This window comes from Xanthomonas sp. NCPPB 1067 (assembly GCF_020783795.1).
Lineage (GTDB): Bacteria > Pseudomonadota > Gammaproteobacteria > Xanthomonadales > Xanthomonadaceae > Xanthomonas > Xanthomonas melonis.
Genome location: NZ_JAJGQG010000010.1, coordinates 19,284 through 33,618 on the forward strand (window position 1 = coordinate 19,284; position 14,335 = coordinate 33,618).

General features: G+C 66.7%; 14 protein-coding genes and 1 tRNA gene. 13 read left to right on the forward strand and 2 right to left on the reverse strand.

Going from position 1 to position 14,335, the window contains the following annotated elements; genetic code table 11:
- Positions 1 to 17: 17 nt before the first annotated feature.
- The gene (locus LL962_RS09810; protein WP_228316766.1) at positions 18 to 929 is read right to left on the reverse strand and encodes a LysR family transcriptional regulator; all 912 of its coding nucleotides are present in this window, start codon (positions 927 to 929) and stop codon (positions 18 to 20) included.
- A 106-nt stretch (positions 930 to 1,035) separates the two neighbouring features.
- Here LL962_RS09810 and trpB point away from each other — a divergent pair, with 106 nt between their 5' ends.
- From trpB to LL962_RS09860, 10 genes are all read left to right on the forward strand, one after another.
- The gene (gene trpB, locus LL962_RS09815) at positions 1,036 to 2,253 is read left to right on the forward strand and encodes a tryptophan synthase subunit beta (protein WP_104588796.1); all 1,218 of its coding nucleotides are present in this window, start codon (positions 1,036 to 1,038) and stop codon (positions 2,251 to 2,253) included.
- 44 nt (positions 2,254 to 2,297) lie between these two features.
- Entirely contained in the window at positions 2,298 to 2,678 is a 381-nt protein-coding gene (locus tag LL962_RS09820) for a hypothetical protein (RefSeq protein WP_104588795.1), read from the forward strand.
- Positions 2,679 to 2,717: 39 nt separating this feature from the next.
- Complete coding sequence (gene trpA / locus LL962_RS09825; protein WP_228316767.1) at positions 2,718 to 3,524, forward strand: tryptophan synthase subunit alpha; 807 nt, start codon at positions 2,718 to 2,720, stop codon at positions 3,522 to 3,524.
- 369 nt (positions 3,525 to 3,893) lie between these two features.
- Complete coding sequence (accD, locus tag LL962_RS09830; RefSeq protein ID WP_228316768.1) at positions 3,894 to 4,778, forward strand: acetyl-CoA carboxylase, carboxyltransferase subunit beta; 885 nt, start codon at positions 3,894 to 3,896, stop codon at positions 4,776 to 4,778.
- 75 nt (positions 4,779 to 4,853) lie between these two features.
- A complete protein-coding gene (gene glmM, locus LL962_RS09835; protein ID WP_228316769.1) occupies positions 4,854 to 6,203 on the forward strand; it encodes a phosphoglucosamine mutase in 1,350 nt (449 codons plus the stop codon).
- A gap of 119 nt (positions 6,204 to 6,322) precedes the next feature.
- Positions 6,323 to 7,261 carry an isopenicillin N synthase family dioxygenase gene (locus tag LL962_RS09840; RefSeq protein ID WP_228316770.1) on the forward strand — a complete coding sequence of 313 codons (939 nt, stop codon included), beginning with the start codon at positions 6,323 to 6,325 and terminating at the stop codon, positions 7,259 to 7,261.
- Between the two features lie 239 nt (positions 7,262 to 7,500).
- Complete coding sequence (locus LL962_RS09845; protein WP_228316771.1) at positions 7,501 to 8,199, forward strand: methylamine utilization protein; 699 nt, start codon at positions 7,501 to 7,503, stop codon at positions 8,197 to 8,199.
- Positions 8,196 to 10,562, forward strand: coding sequence for a putative bifunctional diguanylate cyclase/phosphodiesterase (locus LL962_RS09850; protein WP_228316772.1), 2,367 nt, complete (start codon positions 8,196 to 8,198; stop codon positions 10,560 to 10,562). The genes LL962_RS09845 and LL962_RS09850 overlap by 4 nt, the downstream gene beginning before the upstream one ends.
- A 23-nt stretch (positions 10,563 to 10,585) precedes the next feature.
- The gene (locus LL962_RS09855) at positions 10,586 to 11,431 is read left to right on the forward strand and encodes a DUF3034 family protein (RefSeq protein WP_228316828.1); all 846 of its coding nucleotides are present in this window, start codon (positions 10,586 to 10,588) and stop codon (positions 11,429 to 11,431) included.
- Positions 11,431 to 11,859: a group I truncated hemoglobin gene (locus LL962_RS09860; protein ID WP_104588788.1), complete on the forward strand. Its 429-nt coding sequence runs from the start codon at positions 11,431 to 11,433 to the stop codon at positions 11,857 to 11,859. The genes LL962_RS09855 and LL962_RS09860 overlap by 1 nt, the downstream gene beginning before the upstream one ends.
- An 80-nt stretch (positions 11,860 to 11,939) precedes the next feature.
- Here the strand turns inward: LL962_RS09860 and LL962_RS09865 are convergent, their stop codons facing one another.
- Positions 11,940 to 12,740 (reverse strand): SDR family NAD(P)-dependent oxidoreductase, encoded by an 801-nt coding sequence (locus tag LL962_RS09865; RefSeq protein ID WP_228316773.1) that lies wholly within the window; start codon positions 12,738 to 12,740, stop codon positions 11,940 to 11,942.
- Positions 12,741 to 12,852: 112 nt separating this feature from the next.
- Here LL962_RS09865 and tpiA point away from each other — a divergent pair, with 112 nt between their 5' ends.
- The 3 genes from tpiA to LL962_RS09880 all read left to right on the forward strand — a co-directional run bounded on the left by tpiA (position 12,853) and on the right by LL962_RS09880 (position 14,249).
- Positions 12,853 to 13,608 (forward strand): triose-phosphate isomerase, encoded by a 756-nt coding sequence (gene tpiA / locus LL962_RS09870; RefSeq protein ID WP_104588786.1) that lies wholly within the window; start codon positions 12,853 to 12,855, stop codon positions 13,606 to 13,608.
- Between the two features lie 33 nt (positions 13,609 to 13,641).
- Positions 13,642 to 14,115: a preprotein translocase subunit SecG gene (secG, locus tag LL962_RS09875; RefSeq protein WP_228316774.1), complete on the forward strand. Its 474-nt coding sequence runs from the start codon at positions 13,642 to 13,644 to the stop codon at positions 14,113 to 14,115.
- A gap of 49 nt (positions 14,116 to 14,164) precedes the next feature.
- Positions 14,165 to 14,249, forward strand: a tRNA-Leu gene (locus tag LL962_RS09880).
- Positions 14,250 to 14,335: the final 86 nt, after the last annotated feature.

Below are 14,335 nucleotides of genomic sequence, written 5' to 3' on the forward strand. Positions count from 1 at the left end.
ATGACGTCGACGGCCGCTCAGGTTCCCGGTGATGTGTGCTGATCCTCGGCGAGTGCGTTGCGTAGCCAGTCGGCCAGTCGCGCGATGCGCGGGTCCGGATTGCGTCTTGCGGCACAGAGCACCCAACGCCCCTTGGTCGGGGTGAATCCCCACGGAGCCAGCAGGCGCCCGGCCGCCAGATCCGCGGCCACCAGCGGCTGTGGCGCGATCGCGATGCCTAGGCCGGCGGCCGAGGCTTCCAGCAGATAGACCAGGTGCTCGAATTCGGTGCCCAGGCGTAATGCCTGTGGCGCCATGCCGTGTGCCTGCGCCCACTCCGGCCACGCCTGCGGGCGCGAGCGGGTGTGCAGGACCGCGTGGTCGCGCAAGGCGGTGGGAGCGCCGCCATCCAGCTGCAGGGCCGCTGCCAGCTGCGGGCTCAGCACTGGGCCGATCCACTCCGCGCCGAGTTCGTACACCTGCCATTCGCCCGGCCATGGCGGCGATTCCAGCAGCAGGGCGACATCCAGGCCGTGCAGATCCGGGCCGGGCGGTTGCTCGCTGGCCGACAGGTGCAGGCGCAGCTCCGGCAGATCGTGCTGCAGCCGACCCAGGCGTGGGATGACCCAGCGCGCCAGCAGGCTGCCCGAACATCCCAACACCAGTGGTGTTTCGCTGGCCGGGCGTCGCAGCGCCGCCCAGGTGTCGCCGATCAGGGCGAAGCCTTCGCCGGTGGCGTCGCGCAGGCGTGCCCCGGCGACGGTGAGCACCAGGCCACGGCCCTGGCGCGCGAACAAGGCCGTGCCCAGCGCCTGTTCCAGCGAACGCACATGGCGGCTGATGGCGCCATGGGTCACGTGCAACTCCTGTGCGGCCCGGCTGACGCTCTGCAGGCGGGCCGCCGCCTCGAACGCGCGCAGTGCAGCCAACGGCGGAAGCGAGAGGGTCATGTGTGAGTCCATATCACAGGTCGCAGCAATCTTATCGATTTATCGCCTGGCCGTCGTGCGATACAGTGACAGCCTCGCATACGTCGCATCGCTGCAGAGGATTCCCATGTCGGCCCAGCCCATCAGTGACTTTTACGCCTATCCGGACGCTGCCGGCCATTTCGGCAAGTTCGGCGGCCGTTTCGTCGCCGAGACCCTGATCGGTCCGTTGCAGGAACTGGCTGCGGCCTACGACCAGGCACGCCAGGATCCGGCGTTCATCGCCGCGTACGACAAGGATCTCAAGCATTACGTGGGCCGCCCCAGCCCGATCTATCACGCCGAGCGGCTCAGCCGCGAGGTGGGTGGCGCGCAGATCCTGCTCAAGCGCGAGGACCTGAACCATACCGGCGCGCACAAGATCAACAACACCATCGGCCAGGCGCTGCTGGCCAGCCGCATGGGCAAGACCCGCATCATCGCCGAGACCGGCGCCGGCCAGCATGGAGTCGCCAGTGCCACGGTGGCCGCGCGGCTGGGGCTGGAGTGCGTGGTCTACATGGGCGCCACCGACATCGAGCGGCAGAAGATCAACGTCTACCGCATGAAGCTGCTGGGCGCGACGGTGATTCCGGTGACGTCCGGTTCGGCCACGCTCAAGGACGCGCTCAACGAGGCCATGCGCGACTGGGTCACCAATGTACACAACACCTTCTACATCATCGGCACCGTTGCCGGCCCGGACCCGTATCCACGCATGGTGCGCGATTTCAATGCCATCGTCGGCCGCGAAGCGCGCGAACAGATGCTGCAGGACTACGGCCGGCTACCGGATGCGATCAGCGCCTGCGTAGGTGGTGGCAGCAATGCCATCGGCCTGTTCCATGCCTTTCTCAATGATCCGGGCGTCAAGATCTACGGCGCCGAGGCGGCGGGCGACGGTATCGCCACCGGTCGCCATGCGGCGTCGATCGCGGCAGGGCGCCCCGGCGTGCTGCACGGCAACCGGACCTACGTGATCTGCGACGACGACGGCCAGATCATCGAAACCCACTCGATCTCCGCCGGCCTGGATTACCCCGGCGTGGGCCCGGAGCACTCCTTCCTGTCCGACAGCGGTCGCGCGGTGTACCAAGGCATCACCGACGACGAAGCGATGGCCGCCTTCCATCTGCTGGCGCATACCGAGGGCATCCTGGCCGCGCTCGAATCCAGCCACGCGGTGGCGCAGTCGATCAAGCTGGCGCGCGAGCTGCCCAAGGACGCGCTGGTGTTGTGCAACCTGTCCGGCCGTGGTGACAAGGATGTGCACACCATTGCCGCGCGCGAGGGTATCGCTCTTTAAGGTGCTTGTGGTTATCGCTTTGTTTGGACGACAGGGACGCAGCGATGCTCGAAGGGATTGTCCAGTTGGTGGCCGAGGTGCTGCTGCAGGCCCTGGCCGAACTGCTGATCGAACTTGGTCTGCACTCGGTCGCCGAATCGTTCGAGCGCAGGCCATCGCCAGCGCTGGCGGCGGTCGGCTATGCGGTCCTGGGTGCGCTGCTTGGCGGCGTCAGTCTCTGGTTGCTGCCGCAGCACCTCACCGCCACCCACGGTGCGCGACTGGCAGCGGTGGTGATCGCGCCGTTGGTCGCCGGTGGGCTGATGGCTGTGCTTGGGGCATGGCGTGCGCGTCGTGGCGACCCGGTGTTCCGCATCGATCGCTTCTCCTACGGCTACCTGTTTGCACTGTGTTTTGCGCTGATGCGTTACTTCTTTGCCACCTGAGATTGCGTGGCGGCTTTCCTCCCTTGTTCGGGTGATTTCATGCGTCGTATCGATTCCCGCTTCGCCGAGCTGCGCGACAACGGTCGCAAGGCACTGATTCCCTTCATCACCGCCGGCGATCCCTCGCTGGAGGCCACCGTGCCGGTGATGCACGCGCTGGTGCGAGCCGGTGCCGACGTCATCGAGCTGGGTGTGCCGTTCTCCGATCCCATGGCCGACGGCCCCACCATCCAGCGCAGCTCCGAGCGCGCGCTGGGCCGCGGCGCCGGCCTGGCTTACGTGCTGGAGGCGGTACACGAGTTCCGTCGCGAGGATGCCGACACCCCGGTGGTATTGATGGGCTACCTCAATCCGATCGAAATCCACGGCACCCGGCGCTTCGCCGAGGCTGCGATCGCCGCTGGCGTGGACGGCGTGCTGCTGGTCGATCTGCCGCCGGAAGAGGCGGACGAGACCCGTGCCATCTTCGGTGAGGTCGGCCTGGCGCTGATCGCACTGGCATCGCCCACCACCAGCGAGCCGCGCCTGGACATGCTGTGCAGTACCGCGCAGGGCTACCTGTACTACGTGAGTTTCGCCGGCGTCACCGGCGCCTCGGACCGGCTCGACACCCAGGCCGCCAGCGACCGCCTGCGCCAGCTGCGCCAACGCGCCGGAGCTCCGGTGGTCGCGGGCTTCGGCATCAACGACGCCGCCAGCGCAGCCGCGATGGCGGTCGATGCCGACGGCGTGGTGGTCGGCAGCGCGCTGGTCGCCGCATTGGCCGAGGCGGGCGATGTGCGCAGTACCCGCGAACGTGCGGAGGCCTTCCTGGCGCCGCTGCGCCAGGCGCTGGATCGACGTTAACGCCAGGCCAAATCGACTCCAGCGTGGATGCCTGTGCTTCGCCCGTACCCTCACCCCAACCTCTCTCCCGGAGGGAGAGGGCTTTCGCTCCCTTCTCCCGTCGGGAGAAGTTGCCCCGCAGGGGCGGATGAGGGTGCGGGCGAAGCCTCGCGCATTCAATCGAATGCGCCGGATCGACGGCGCGTCGAAGCAACCTGCAATCAACCAGCTGCCAGCATTCCGCAACGTCAGGCCACCCCGGGCCGATAAGGGTTGACACGCCCCAGATCCTGCATTCATGACGTCCGCTACCTTGGCATTCCCGCGGCGCGTTAGACTGTCGCCCCTCTGCGGCCCTCGGGGCCGCCCTGCATGGATCGTCACACACGCATGAGCTGGCTCAGCAAATTGATGCCCTCCGGCATCCGCACCGAAAATACCCCGGCCAAGAAGCGCAGCGTCCCCGAGGGCCTGTGGGAGAAGTGCAGCAACTGCGGCAGCGCCCTGTACGGGCCGGAACTCGAGGAGAACCTCGAGGTGTGTCCGAAATGCGACCACCACATGGCCATTCGCGCCCGTGTGCGTCTGAACGCGCTGTTCGACGTCGACGCGCCGATGACCGAGATCGCCGCCCAGCTCGGCCCGGTCGATGTGCTCAAGTTCAAGGACCAGAAGCGCTACGGCGAGCGCATCAAGGCCACCCAGAAGGCCAGCGGCGAATACGACGCGCTGATCGCCATGCGTGGCACCCTCAAGGGCAATCCGCTGGTCGCTGCCGCGTTCGACTTCGCCTTCATGGGCGGCTCGATGGGCTCGGTGGTCGGCGAACGCTTTGCGCGTGCGGCCGAAGTGGCACTGGAAGTGGGCTGCCCGTTCGTGTGCTTTTCCGCCAGCGGCGGCGCGCGCATGCAGGAAGGCCTGTTCTCGCTGATGCAGATGGCCAAGACCTCCGCAGCGCTTGGCCGCCTGCGCGAAGCCGGCCTGCCGTACATCTCGGTGCTGACCCATCCCACCACCGGCGGCGTTTCCGCGTCCTTCGCCATGCTGGGCGATATCAACATCGCCGAGCCGCATGCGCTGATCGGCTTTGCCGGCCCGCGCGTGATCGAGCAGACCGTGCGTGAGACCTTGCCGGAAGGCTTTCAGCGCTCGGAGTTCCTGCTGGAGCATGGCGCCATCGATCAGATCTGCGACCGTCGCGACATGCGCGATCGCCTGGCCGAGCTGACCGCGATGATGATGCGCCAGCCGCGTCCGCAGGAGGCGGCCGCCTAGCACGCCGTCTACGGTGTCATCGTCCTGCCGGTCTTGGCAGGGATTGCTACTACTCCATCAGGCATAACAACAATCATGAGTAACCGTAAGTACTTCGGCACCGACGGCATTCGCGGCCGGGTCGGTCAGGGCGTGATCTCGGCCGATTTCGTGTTGCGCCTGGGCAATGCGCTGGGCCGTGTGCTCACCCAGGGCCGCAGCAAGCGACCGCTGGTGCTGATTGGCAAGGACACGCGCATTTCCGGCTACATGTTCGAAGCGGCGCTTGAAGCCGGGTTGGTCGCGTCCGGTGCCGACGTACAGATGGTCGGGCCGATGCCCACCCCGGCGATCGCGTTCCTGACCACCACCCTGCGAGCCGATGCCGGCGTGGTGATCAGCGCCTCGCACAACCCGCATTACGACAACGGCATCAAGTTCTTCTCCGCAGATGGCGAGAAACTCGACGATGCCACCGAAGCGGCGATCGAAGCGGCGCTGGACGCACCGTTCCATACCGTGGAATCCGAGCGTCTGGGCAAGGCGATCCGTACCCGCGACGCAATCGGCCGCTATATCGAGTTCTGCAAGGCCAGTGTGCCGCGCGGCTTCACCCTGCATGGGCTGAAGATGGTGCTGGACTGCGCGCATGGCGCCACCTATCACATCGCACCGATGCTGTTCCGCGAGTTGGGTGCCGAGGTGGTGGTGATCGGTGCCGCACCGGACGGTCTCAATATCAACGATGGCGTCGGCTCGACGCATATCGACAATCTCGCCGCCAAGGTGCGCGAGAGCGGGGCGCACCTGGGCATCGCCTTCGACGGCGACGGCGATCGCGTGCTCATGGCAGACGATCAGGGCAATCCGGTGGACGGCGACGATCTGCTGTACGTGCTGGCGCGTTCGTGGCATGCCAGCGGGCGGCTTACCGGCACGGTGGTCGGCACCTTGATGACCAACTACGGGCTGGAGCCGGCGCTGGCCCGGCTGCAGATCCCGTTCCAGCGCGCCAAGGTCGGCGACCGCTATGTCCATCAGGCACTGGTCGAAAGCGGCGGCACGCTGGGCGGGGAAACATCCGGCCACCTGCTGTGCCTGGACCGCGCCAGTACCGGCGACGGCATCGTCAGTGCGCTGCAGGTACTCGAAGCGCTGGCGCGCGACGGCCGTAGCCTGCGCGAGGCCTTGAGCGGCCTGACCAAGGTGCCGCAGAAGACCGTGAACGTGCGGCTGGACGGCGGCGCGGCCAAGGCCATCGTGGAAGCGCCCGGCGTGCAGCAGGCCTTGCAGCAGGCGCAGGCGGCGGTGCAGGGGCGCGGCCGCGCCTTCCTGCGTCCTTCCGGGACCGAGCCGGTGGTGCGGGTGACCGTGGAAGCGGACGATGCGGCGCTGATGCAGGACACGCTCGACCGACTTTCGGGCGCGGTGCGTGACGCGGCGTGAGTCGCTGATCATCGGCGTGTGCGTGGTCCTGGCCAAGGCCGCGACGTTCTACCTGTTGTATCGCCTGCTGTCCTGAGCGGCAGGCGCCTTTCCCATCGACTTCGACTGCAGACATCCGTATGAGCGCGCGCATCCCGACCCTGGACATCACCCGTTTCGACAGCGACCGCGAGGCGTTCGTCGCCGAGCTCGGTGCGGCCTACCGGCAGTGGGGCTTTGCCGGCATTCGCAACCACGGCATCGCGCAGGCCGACATCGATGCGGCCTACGAGGTGTTCAAGGCGTTCTTTGCGCTGCCTGAAGAGGTCAAGCGCCGCTATCACGTGCCCGGCAGCGGCGGCGCACGCGGCTACACCGCTTTCGGGGTGGAAACCGCCAAGGACTCCAAACATTTCGATCTGAAGGAGTTCTGGCACATCGGCCGCGAGATTCCCGACGATTCGCCGTATCGCGAGGTGATGGCTCCGAATCTGTGGCCGGAAGAAGTGCCCGGCTTCCGCGAACGCGGCTACCGGCTGTACCAGCAGCTGGACCAGCTCGGCTCCCGCGTGCTCTCGGCACTGGCCCTGCACATCGGTCTGCCGCAGGACTATTTCGTGGACAAGACCAACAACGGCAACTCGATCCTGCGCCCGATCCACTACCCGCCGATCACCAGTGACGATATTCCCAACGTGCGTGCCGGCGCGCATGGCGATATCAACTTCATCACCCTGCTGGTCGGTGCCAGCGCCGCCGGGCTGGAAGTGCGCTCCAACGATGGCGAGTGGGTGCCGTTCACCGCCGATGCCGACACCATCGTGGTCAACATCGGTGACATGCTGCAGCGGCTCACCAACCACGTGTATCCGTCGACGATCCACCGCGTGGTCAATCCCCCGGGCGAAGCTGCGCGCAAGCCCCGCTATTCGGTGCCGTTCTTCCTGCACCCCAACCCGGATTTCCTGATCGACGTGCTGCCCTCGTGCACCAGCGCCGACAACCCCAGCCGTTACCCCGAGGCCATCACCGCACATGGCTTCCTGGAAGAGCGCCTGCGCGAAATCAAGCTGAAGTGACCGCTTGACAGGGGCGTGCTGGCGAGCACCGCCGCCAGCTGGTTCCAACCATGCGGCAGGCGTGTGCGATCGGCGGTCGCGCCTGCACCCCGGGCATGACCGCTGGCACAATTTCGCGCACGCACGCGTGCTTGCGTTTGGTTAAAGCTTGCGTTCACTCAGGCCGATAACCCAGTCTGATCGCTAGCGCGACGTCGGACTCGCCTGGCGCCCGCTACCGAATCGCACGAGGTGGGCGCATGCGGATACGGTGGTTCATACAGTCACGTTCGGCCTGGCTGCTCGCGTTCTGCGTTGCGACGGCCCCGGCGCCGGCAGCCGCTGCATCGGTGGCTGTCAGCGTGAGCGACGCCAATGGCGTGCTGATCGATGCGGTGGTGAGCCTGGAGCCCGCACGTCCTGCCGCCGCCAGCGCCGGCAGGACCGTGCAGATGGATCAGGTCAATTCGCAGTTCGTACCTGCCGTGCTGGCGGTACGCACCGGCACGTCGGTGCGCTTTCCCAACAACGATCAGATCCGCCATCAGGTCTATTCGTTCTCTCCCGCCAAACGCTTCGAGCTGCCGCTGTTCCAGGGCAGCACCGCCGCGCCGGTACGCTTCGATCAAGCCGGTCTGGTGACGGTGGGCTGCAATATCCACGACTGGATGCTGGGCTACATCGTGGTGCTGGATACGCCGTACTTCGGCAAGACCGGCAGCGATGGCCGCGTGCAGATCGACGCGCCGGCGGGCAGCTATACTTTGCGGGTATGGCATCCACGCATCAAGGGAGCGGCGACCAGTGAAACCCTGGTGGTCGGTCGCGATCCGCTGCAGCAGCGGGTGGTGTTGCAGACCACCGGGCCCGCACCGGCGGCAGCGCCGCCGGATGCGCGCGTGCGCGCGCTGCAGGACAAGTTCCGCAACGCGGCCGATCCCAAGAAGGCGCGCCCATGAGGGCGATGCGTCTGCATACCCGAATCGCCGCCCTGGTCGTGCTGGTGGTGCTCGGTACCCAGGCACTGACTTTCGTGGCGGTGCAGATGGCGACCGAGCGCAGCGTCAAGGCGCAGCTGGGCGAAGAACTGCTGATCGGCGAACGGGTCTGGCAGCGCGTCAATCTGCGTCGCGACGAACAATTGCTGCAATCGGCCTCGGTACTGGCCGACGATTTTGGTTTTCGCGCTGCGGTGGCCAGCGGCGATGTCCCCACCATGCAATCGGCGCTGCGTAACCACGCCGCGCGCATGGATGCACCGACGGCCTTGCTGCTGGCGCCCGATGGCCAGTTCCTGACCGGGCTGGAAGATCTGCCGCAGGCCGAGCAGCTGCGGGCGGTACAGACCTTGCTGCTGCAGGCGCAACGCGATGGGCGCGCGGTGGGCCTGGTGGCATTGGACAGACGGGTGGTAAGGCTGGCGGTGGTACAGGTGCTGGCGCCCAACCCGGTGGGCTGGATCGCCATCGGCAACGAATCCGGCGAGGTCATCGTGCAGGACTTCCGCACCATCACCGGCCTGGATGCCACCTTCATCAACGATGCATCGCCGCCGCGCGTGCTGGCCTCGACAATGGAGCCGGCAGTGCGTCGCGATTTCGCCCAGCAACTGCGCAGCATCGAGATCGCCCCGGACCTCGCCATGCCGCTGACGCTGGAGCGGTCGCGTTATCTGCTGAAGCTGCAGCCGGTGCAGGGAGACCGCCATGTGCAGGTGGTCCTGCAGGCGTCGCTGGACCGCGCCATGGCACCCTATCAGGCGCTCAAACTGCGGATCCTGCTGTTGGCGGGGCTGGCCACCGCCGCCGCGCTGGGCGTGGCGGTGTTTCTGGCGCGCAGTGTCAGCAAACCGGTGGCGCAACTGGTGCAAGCCGCCCGGCGCATCCAGCAAGGCGACTACCAGACCGCCGTGCAGGTGCCGGCCGGTCGCGAACTCGGCGAACTGGCGCATAGCTTCGGGAGCATGCAGCAGCAGATCGCCAGCCGCGAACAGCGCATTTTGCACCAGGCGCGACACGACGCGCTGACCGGTCTGCCCAACCGGCTGTGGCTATTGGAACAGCTGCGGCAGGTGGTCGATCAGACCGTGGCCTCCGACGGCACTGCAGCGGTGTTGATCCTGGATCTGGAGCGTTTCAAGGAGCTCAACGACAGCCTGGGCCACGACTTCGCCGACCAGGTGCTGGTCGAAGTGGGGCACCGCCTGGCCGAGGTCGTGCAGTCGCCCAATGTGGTGGGCCGTCTGGGCAGCGACGAATTCATGGTGGTGGTGGCGCAGGCCGACGCCTCCACCGTGCAGCAGGACGCGCAGCGCCTGCTGCTGCAACTGCGCCGCCCCCTGGCGTTGCCGCAGGCGCGCATCCAGCTCGAAGCCAGCATCGGCATCGCCCTGATTCCCGAGCATGGCGAAGACCCGGATACCTTGCTGCGGCGCGCCGACATCGCGCGACGCCAGATCGACAACACCGCCGCCGTCGGCGCCAGCGTGTATCGCATGGGCCAGGACGAACAGCATCTGCGCCGCTTGCGGCTCACCGGCGATCTGCGCCAGGCCATCGGCGACAACGAGCTGACCTTGCGCTTCCAGCCCAAGATCTGCCTGCGTACCGATCGGGTCGAGCAGGTCGAAGTCCTGGTGCGCTGGCACCATCCCGGGCTGGGCCCGATCGGCCCGGACGAGTTCATCCCGCTGGCCGAGCACTCCGGGGTGATCCACCCGCTGACCCGTTTCGTACTGGATCACGCCTTGCGCTGCCAGGCGCAGTGGCGCGCGCAGGGGCTGGAACTGGGCATGGCGATCAACCTGTCCGCGCTGGACCTGTCCGATCCGGGGCTGCCCGATTATGTACGCGCGCGCCTGGAGCAATACGCGGTTCCGGCGCAGTCGGTCACGCTGGAACTGACCGAAAGCGCGTTGATGCGTGATGTGGAATCGGCGCTGCACATGCTGCATCAACTCCGCAGTGTGGGGGTGCGTCTGTCCATCGACGATTTCGGTACCGGCTACTCCTCGTTGGCCCAACTCAAGCGCATGCCGGTGAACGAATTGAAGATCGACAAGAGCTTCGTCATGCAACTGGCCGAAGGCACCGACGATGCCTTCATCGTGCGCAGCACGATCGATCTGGGGCACAAACTCGGCTTGAGCGTGATTGCCGAAGGCGTGGAGAACGATGCCGCACTGACGCTGTTGCGCGGTTACGGCTGCGATATGGTGCAGGGTTATCTGTATGCGCCGCCGCTGGAGCAGGCTGCGCTGGTGGCCTGGTGCCTGCGCCAGCTCGGGACATCGGCATCGGCGCAGGTGGGAGCGGGGCGATGAGCCAGGTCGCATGTCGCTTGATCATGGCCGCTGCGCTCGGTGTTGCGCTGATGCCGGGGCAGGCCTGCGCCGGGAATGGGCGCCTGCTCGCCACCGGCGGCGTGTCCACCATCGAGGGCAGCGGCGGAGGCGGCATCGTGCCGTGGGCAACCTTGTCCGGCTACGGCACCCGTGACGAGCTCGGTGCGGTGGCGTTCGCAACGCATGTCGACAGCGGGGACTACCGGCTCGACGTGCAGGGAGCGGCGTTGACGGTCGGCAACCGCCTGGAACTGTCGCTCGCGCGCCAGCGCCTGGACCTGGGCACCTTGCAGGAGCGCCTGGCGTTGCCGTGGAATGCGCTCGGGCAGGACGTGTTCGGCGCCAAGCTGCGCGTGTACGGCGATCTGGTGTATGGCCGGGGGCCGCAGGTCAGCGTCGGCGTGCAATACAAGCGCCTGCGCGATAGCGCGTTGCCGCTGGCGATCGGAGCCCGCGACGACCACGGCACCGACGTCTACCTCAGCGCCAGCCGCTTGCTGCTGCAGGGCGCCGGCGGCTATCAATTGCTGCTCAATGGCACCTTGCGCGCGACGCGCGCCAATCAGGGTGGCCTGCTCGGCTTCGGCGGCGATCGCCGTGACAGTTATCGGCTGGTCGCCGAGGCCAGCGCCGCGGTGGTGCTGTCGCCATCGTGGGTGGTCGGCGTGGAGTACCGCGACAAGCCGGACAACCTGGGGTTCGCGCGCGAGCAGGCCTGGGCAGACGCCTTCGTCGCCTGGTTTCCGAACAAGCACCTTTCGTTGACCGCCGCGTGGGCCGATCTTGGCGACATCGCCACGCTCGCCGACCAGCGCGGCCCGTATCTCTCCTTGCAGGTGGCGTTCTGATGAATCGACGGCTGCGCTGGTCTCTGCTCTGCATGCTCGGCCTGCTCAACGCCTGCGCCACCACGCAGGCGCCGCCCACGCTCTACGACGAACTGGGCGGCCAGGCCGGTATCGAGGCGCTGGTGGAAACCATGCTGTCGCGCATCGCCGACGACGAACGCATCGTCGACAAGTTCGCCCGCGTCAACATCGTCATGCTCAACGCGCGCCTGGTGCAGAAGTTCTGTCATGTCGCCGACGGCCCTTGCCCGGATACCGCCAAATCGATGAAGCAGGCGCATGCGCACCTGGCCATCCGCGAGGGCGACTTCAATGCCCTGGTCGAAGATCTCAACTGGGCGATGGATCAACGCAAGATTCCCCGCCGCACGCAGAATCGTCTGCTCGCGCGGCTGGCGGCGATGCATGGCGAGATCGTCAATCATTAGGTGGGCGCACGCCGCATACCGGTGAGGCGGCAGAACGGCAGCGGAGATCGCACTGCGTTGCGTGCCGGTCTGTCGCAGGCTCAGTCCAACGGGCGCACCCGGTGCGAGCCTCGTGCCATCAAGCGCAGGGCCACCGCGTGCGGCAGAATGCGCAGGGCCGCATTGACCAGCCGATAGCGCCAACCTGGGACCGCCAGCACCTGCCCGCGCTCCAGTGCGGCGATTCCGTACTCGGCCACGGCATCGGCCTGTAGCCAGGCCCAGGCGGGCAGGGTGGACATCGCCTCGCGGGTGCCGGTGACATCGTGGAACTCCGACCACGCAAATCCCGGGCATAGCGCGCAGACCTTGACTCGGCAGTCGGCATTCTCCAGTGCCAGCGATTCGCTGAAACGCAGCATGAAACTCTTGCTGGCCGCATAGAGTGTCTGTCCATCGGCGCTGGGTGCGAGTGCGGCGAATGAGGCGACGTTGAGAATGCGTCCCTGGCCGCTGGCGCGAATCATCGGCAGCAGCCGCCAGGTGAGCTCGCATACCGCGCCCACCATCACTTGCAGAAAACGCGCATGCGTGGCCCAGTCGTTGCTCAGATAACGGCCCGGCACGCCGTAACCGGCATTGTTGACCAGGGTGCCTACCGTCCAGCCTTCGCGCTGGATCCGCGCAACCAGCGCCTGTACGGCATCGGGGTCGGCCAGATCGGCCGGCAGGACTTCCACTCGCACCTGTGCGCCCAGCTCGGAAGCCAATGCCTGCAGCCGGTCCACCCGCCGCGCGGTCAGAATCAACGGTACGCCCCGCCTGGCGTATGCCCGCGCGATCTCGCGGCCGATGCCGCTGGAGGCGCCGGTGACCAGTGCGAAGACAGGCGAATCGGACATGGTGGGTTCCTGTTGGAAAGGGCATAGGACATCTGTCGGACACAAGTGTGCGGGTTGCCGACAGAGCTTGGGCTATTCTGTCGCCGGTCTTCAACTCAGGAACCTGCGCCTGATGCGTCGTAAAATCGTTGCTGGAAACTGGAAGCTGCATGGCAGCCGCACCTTTGCCACCGAGCTGGTGGGCGAGGTCGCCGCACACATGCCCCTTGACGGTGTCGATGTCGTCATCCTGCCTCCATTGCCCTACCTCGGTGACCTGATCGAGGATTTCGAGGCGCGCCATCTGTCCTTCGGGGCACAGGACGTCAGCTGTAACGAGAAAGGGGCCTACACCGGCGAGGTCTCGGCCACCATGCTGGTGGACGTCGGTGCCGAGTATGGTCTGGTCGGCCATTCCGAGCGTCGCCAGTACCATCAGGAGAGCAGTGAGTTGATCGCGCGCAAGTTCGCCGCGGCCCTCCACGCCGGATTGATCCCGGTACTGTGCGTGGGGGAGTCGCTGCAGCAGCGCGAGGCCGGCCAGACCGAGGCAGTCCTGCGCGCCCAACTCGAGCCGGTGCTTGCCCTGGTCGGCAGCGAAGGTTTCGCGCGGGCCGTGCTCGCTTATGAGCCGATCTGGGCGATCGGCACCGGGCGGACCGCCAGTCCGGCCCAGGCCCAGGCCGTGCACGCCTTCCTGCGTGGCGAACTCGCGAAGGCCGATGCTAGAATCGCCGATTCCCTGCCCATTCTGTATGGGGGCAGTGTCAAGCCCGACAATGCGGCCGAGCTGTTCGCGCAGCCCGACGTCGATGGCGGGCTGATCGGTGGCGCCTCGTTGGTCGCCGCCGACTTCCTGGCCATTGCGCGTGCGGCGGCCGCTCGTTAACCCATTAAGTTTTGTCCGGGGACGGATTTCGAAATGCTGATGTTGATCCTCAATGTGGTCTACGTACTGGTCGCGCTGGCGATGATTGCGCTGATCCTGATGCAGCGTGGCGCAGGTGCCGCGGCCGGGTCCGGCTTTGGTGCAGGTGCCTCCGGCACGGTCTTTGGGTCCCAGGGGTCGTCGAACTTCCTGTCCAAGTCGACCAAGTGGCTGGCTGTGGTGTTCTTCAGCATCAGCCTGTTCATGGCCTGGTACGCCACCCATGGCGCCCGTCCCACCGACCAGAACCTGGGCGTCATGTCGCAGTCGGCAACCCCGGCGCCGGCGGCTGCCGGAGAGCTGACCCAGCCCTTGCCGCAGGCTCCGGCCGCAGGCGCGGTACCGACCGCACCGGCGCAGCCGGCGGCTGACGCCGCGCCCGTGACGGCTCCTGCACAGCCCGCGCCGACGCAGCAGGCGCCTGCGTCGAACGAAGAAAACGCTTCAGAGCCAGCACAAAAACGCTGAAGCCGGTTACAATACGCTGCGCACTGGGATGCCCAGCGGCGCAACGTATGCCCAGGTGGCGGAATTGGTAGACGCACTACCTTGAGGTGGTAGCGACTTAGGTCGTAGGGGTTCGAGTCCCCTCTTGGGCACCATTGTTTGGCTGCAGTTCCTGCGCATTGCGGTTTGCCGCGCGCGGGGTCTGCCTATACCCCATGCCGGCACGCGGCGCGTGCGGGCA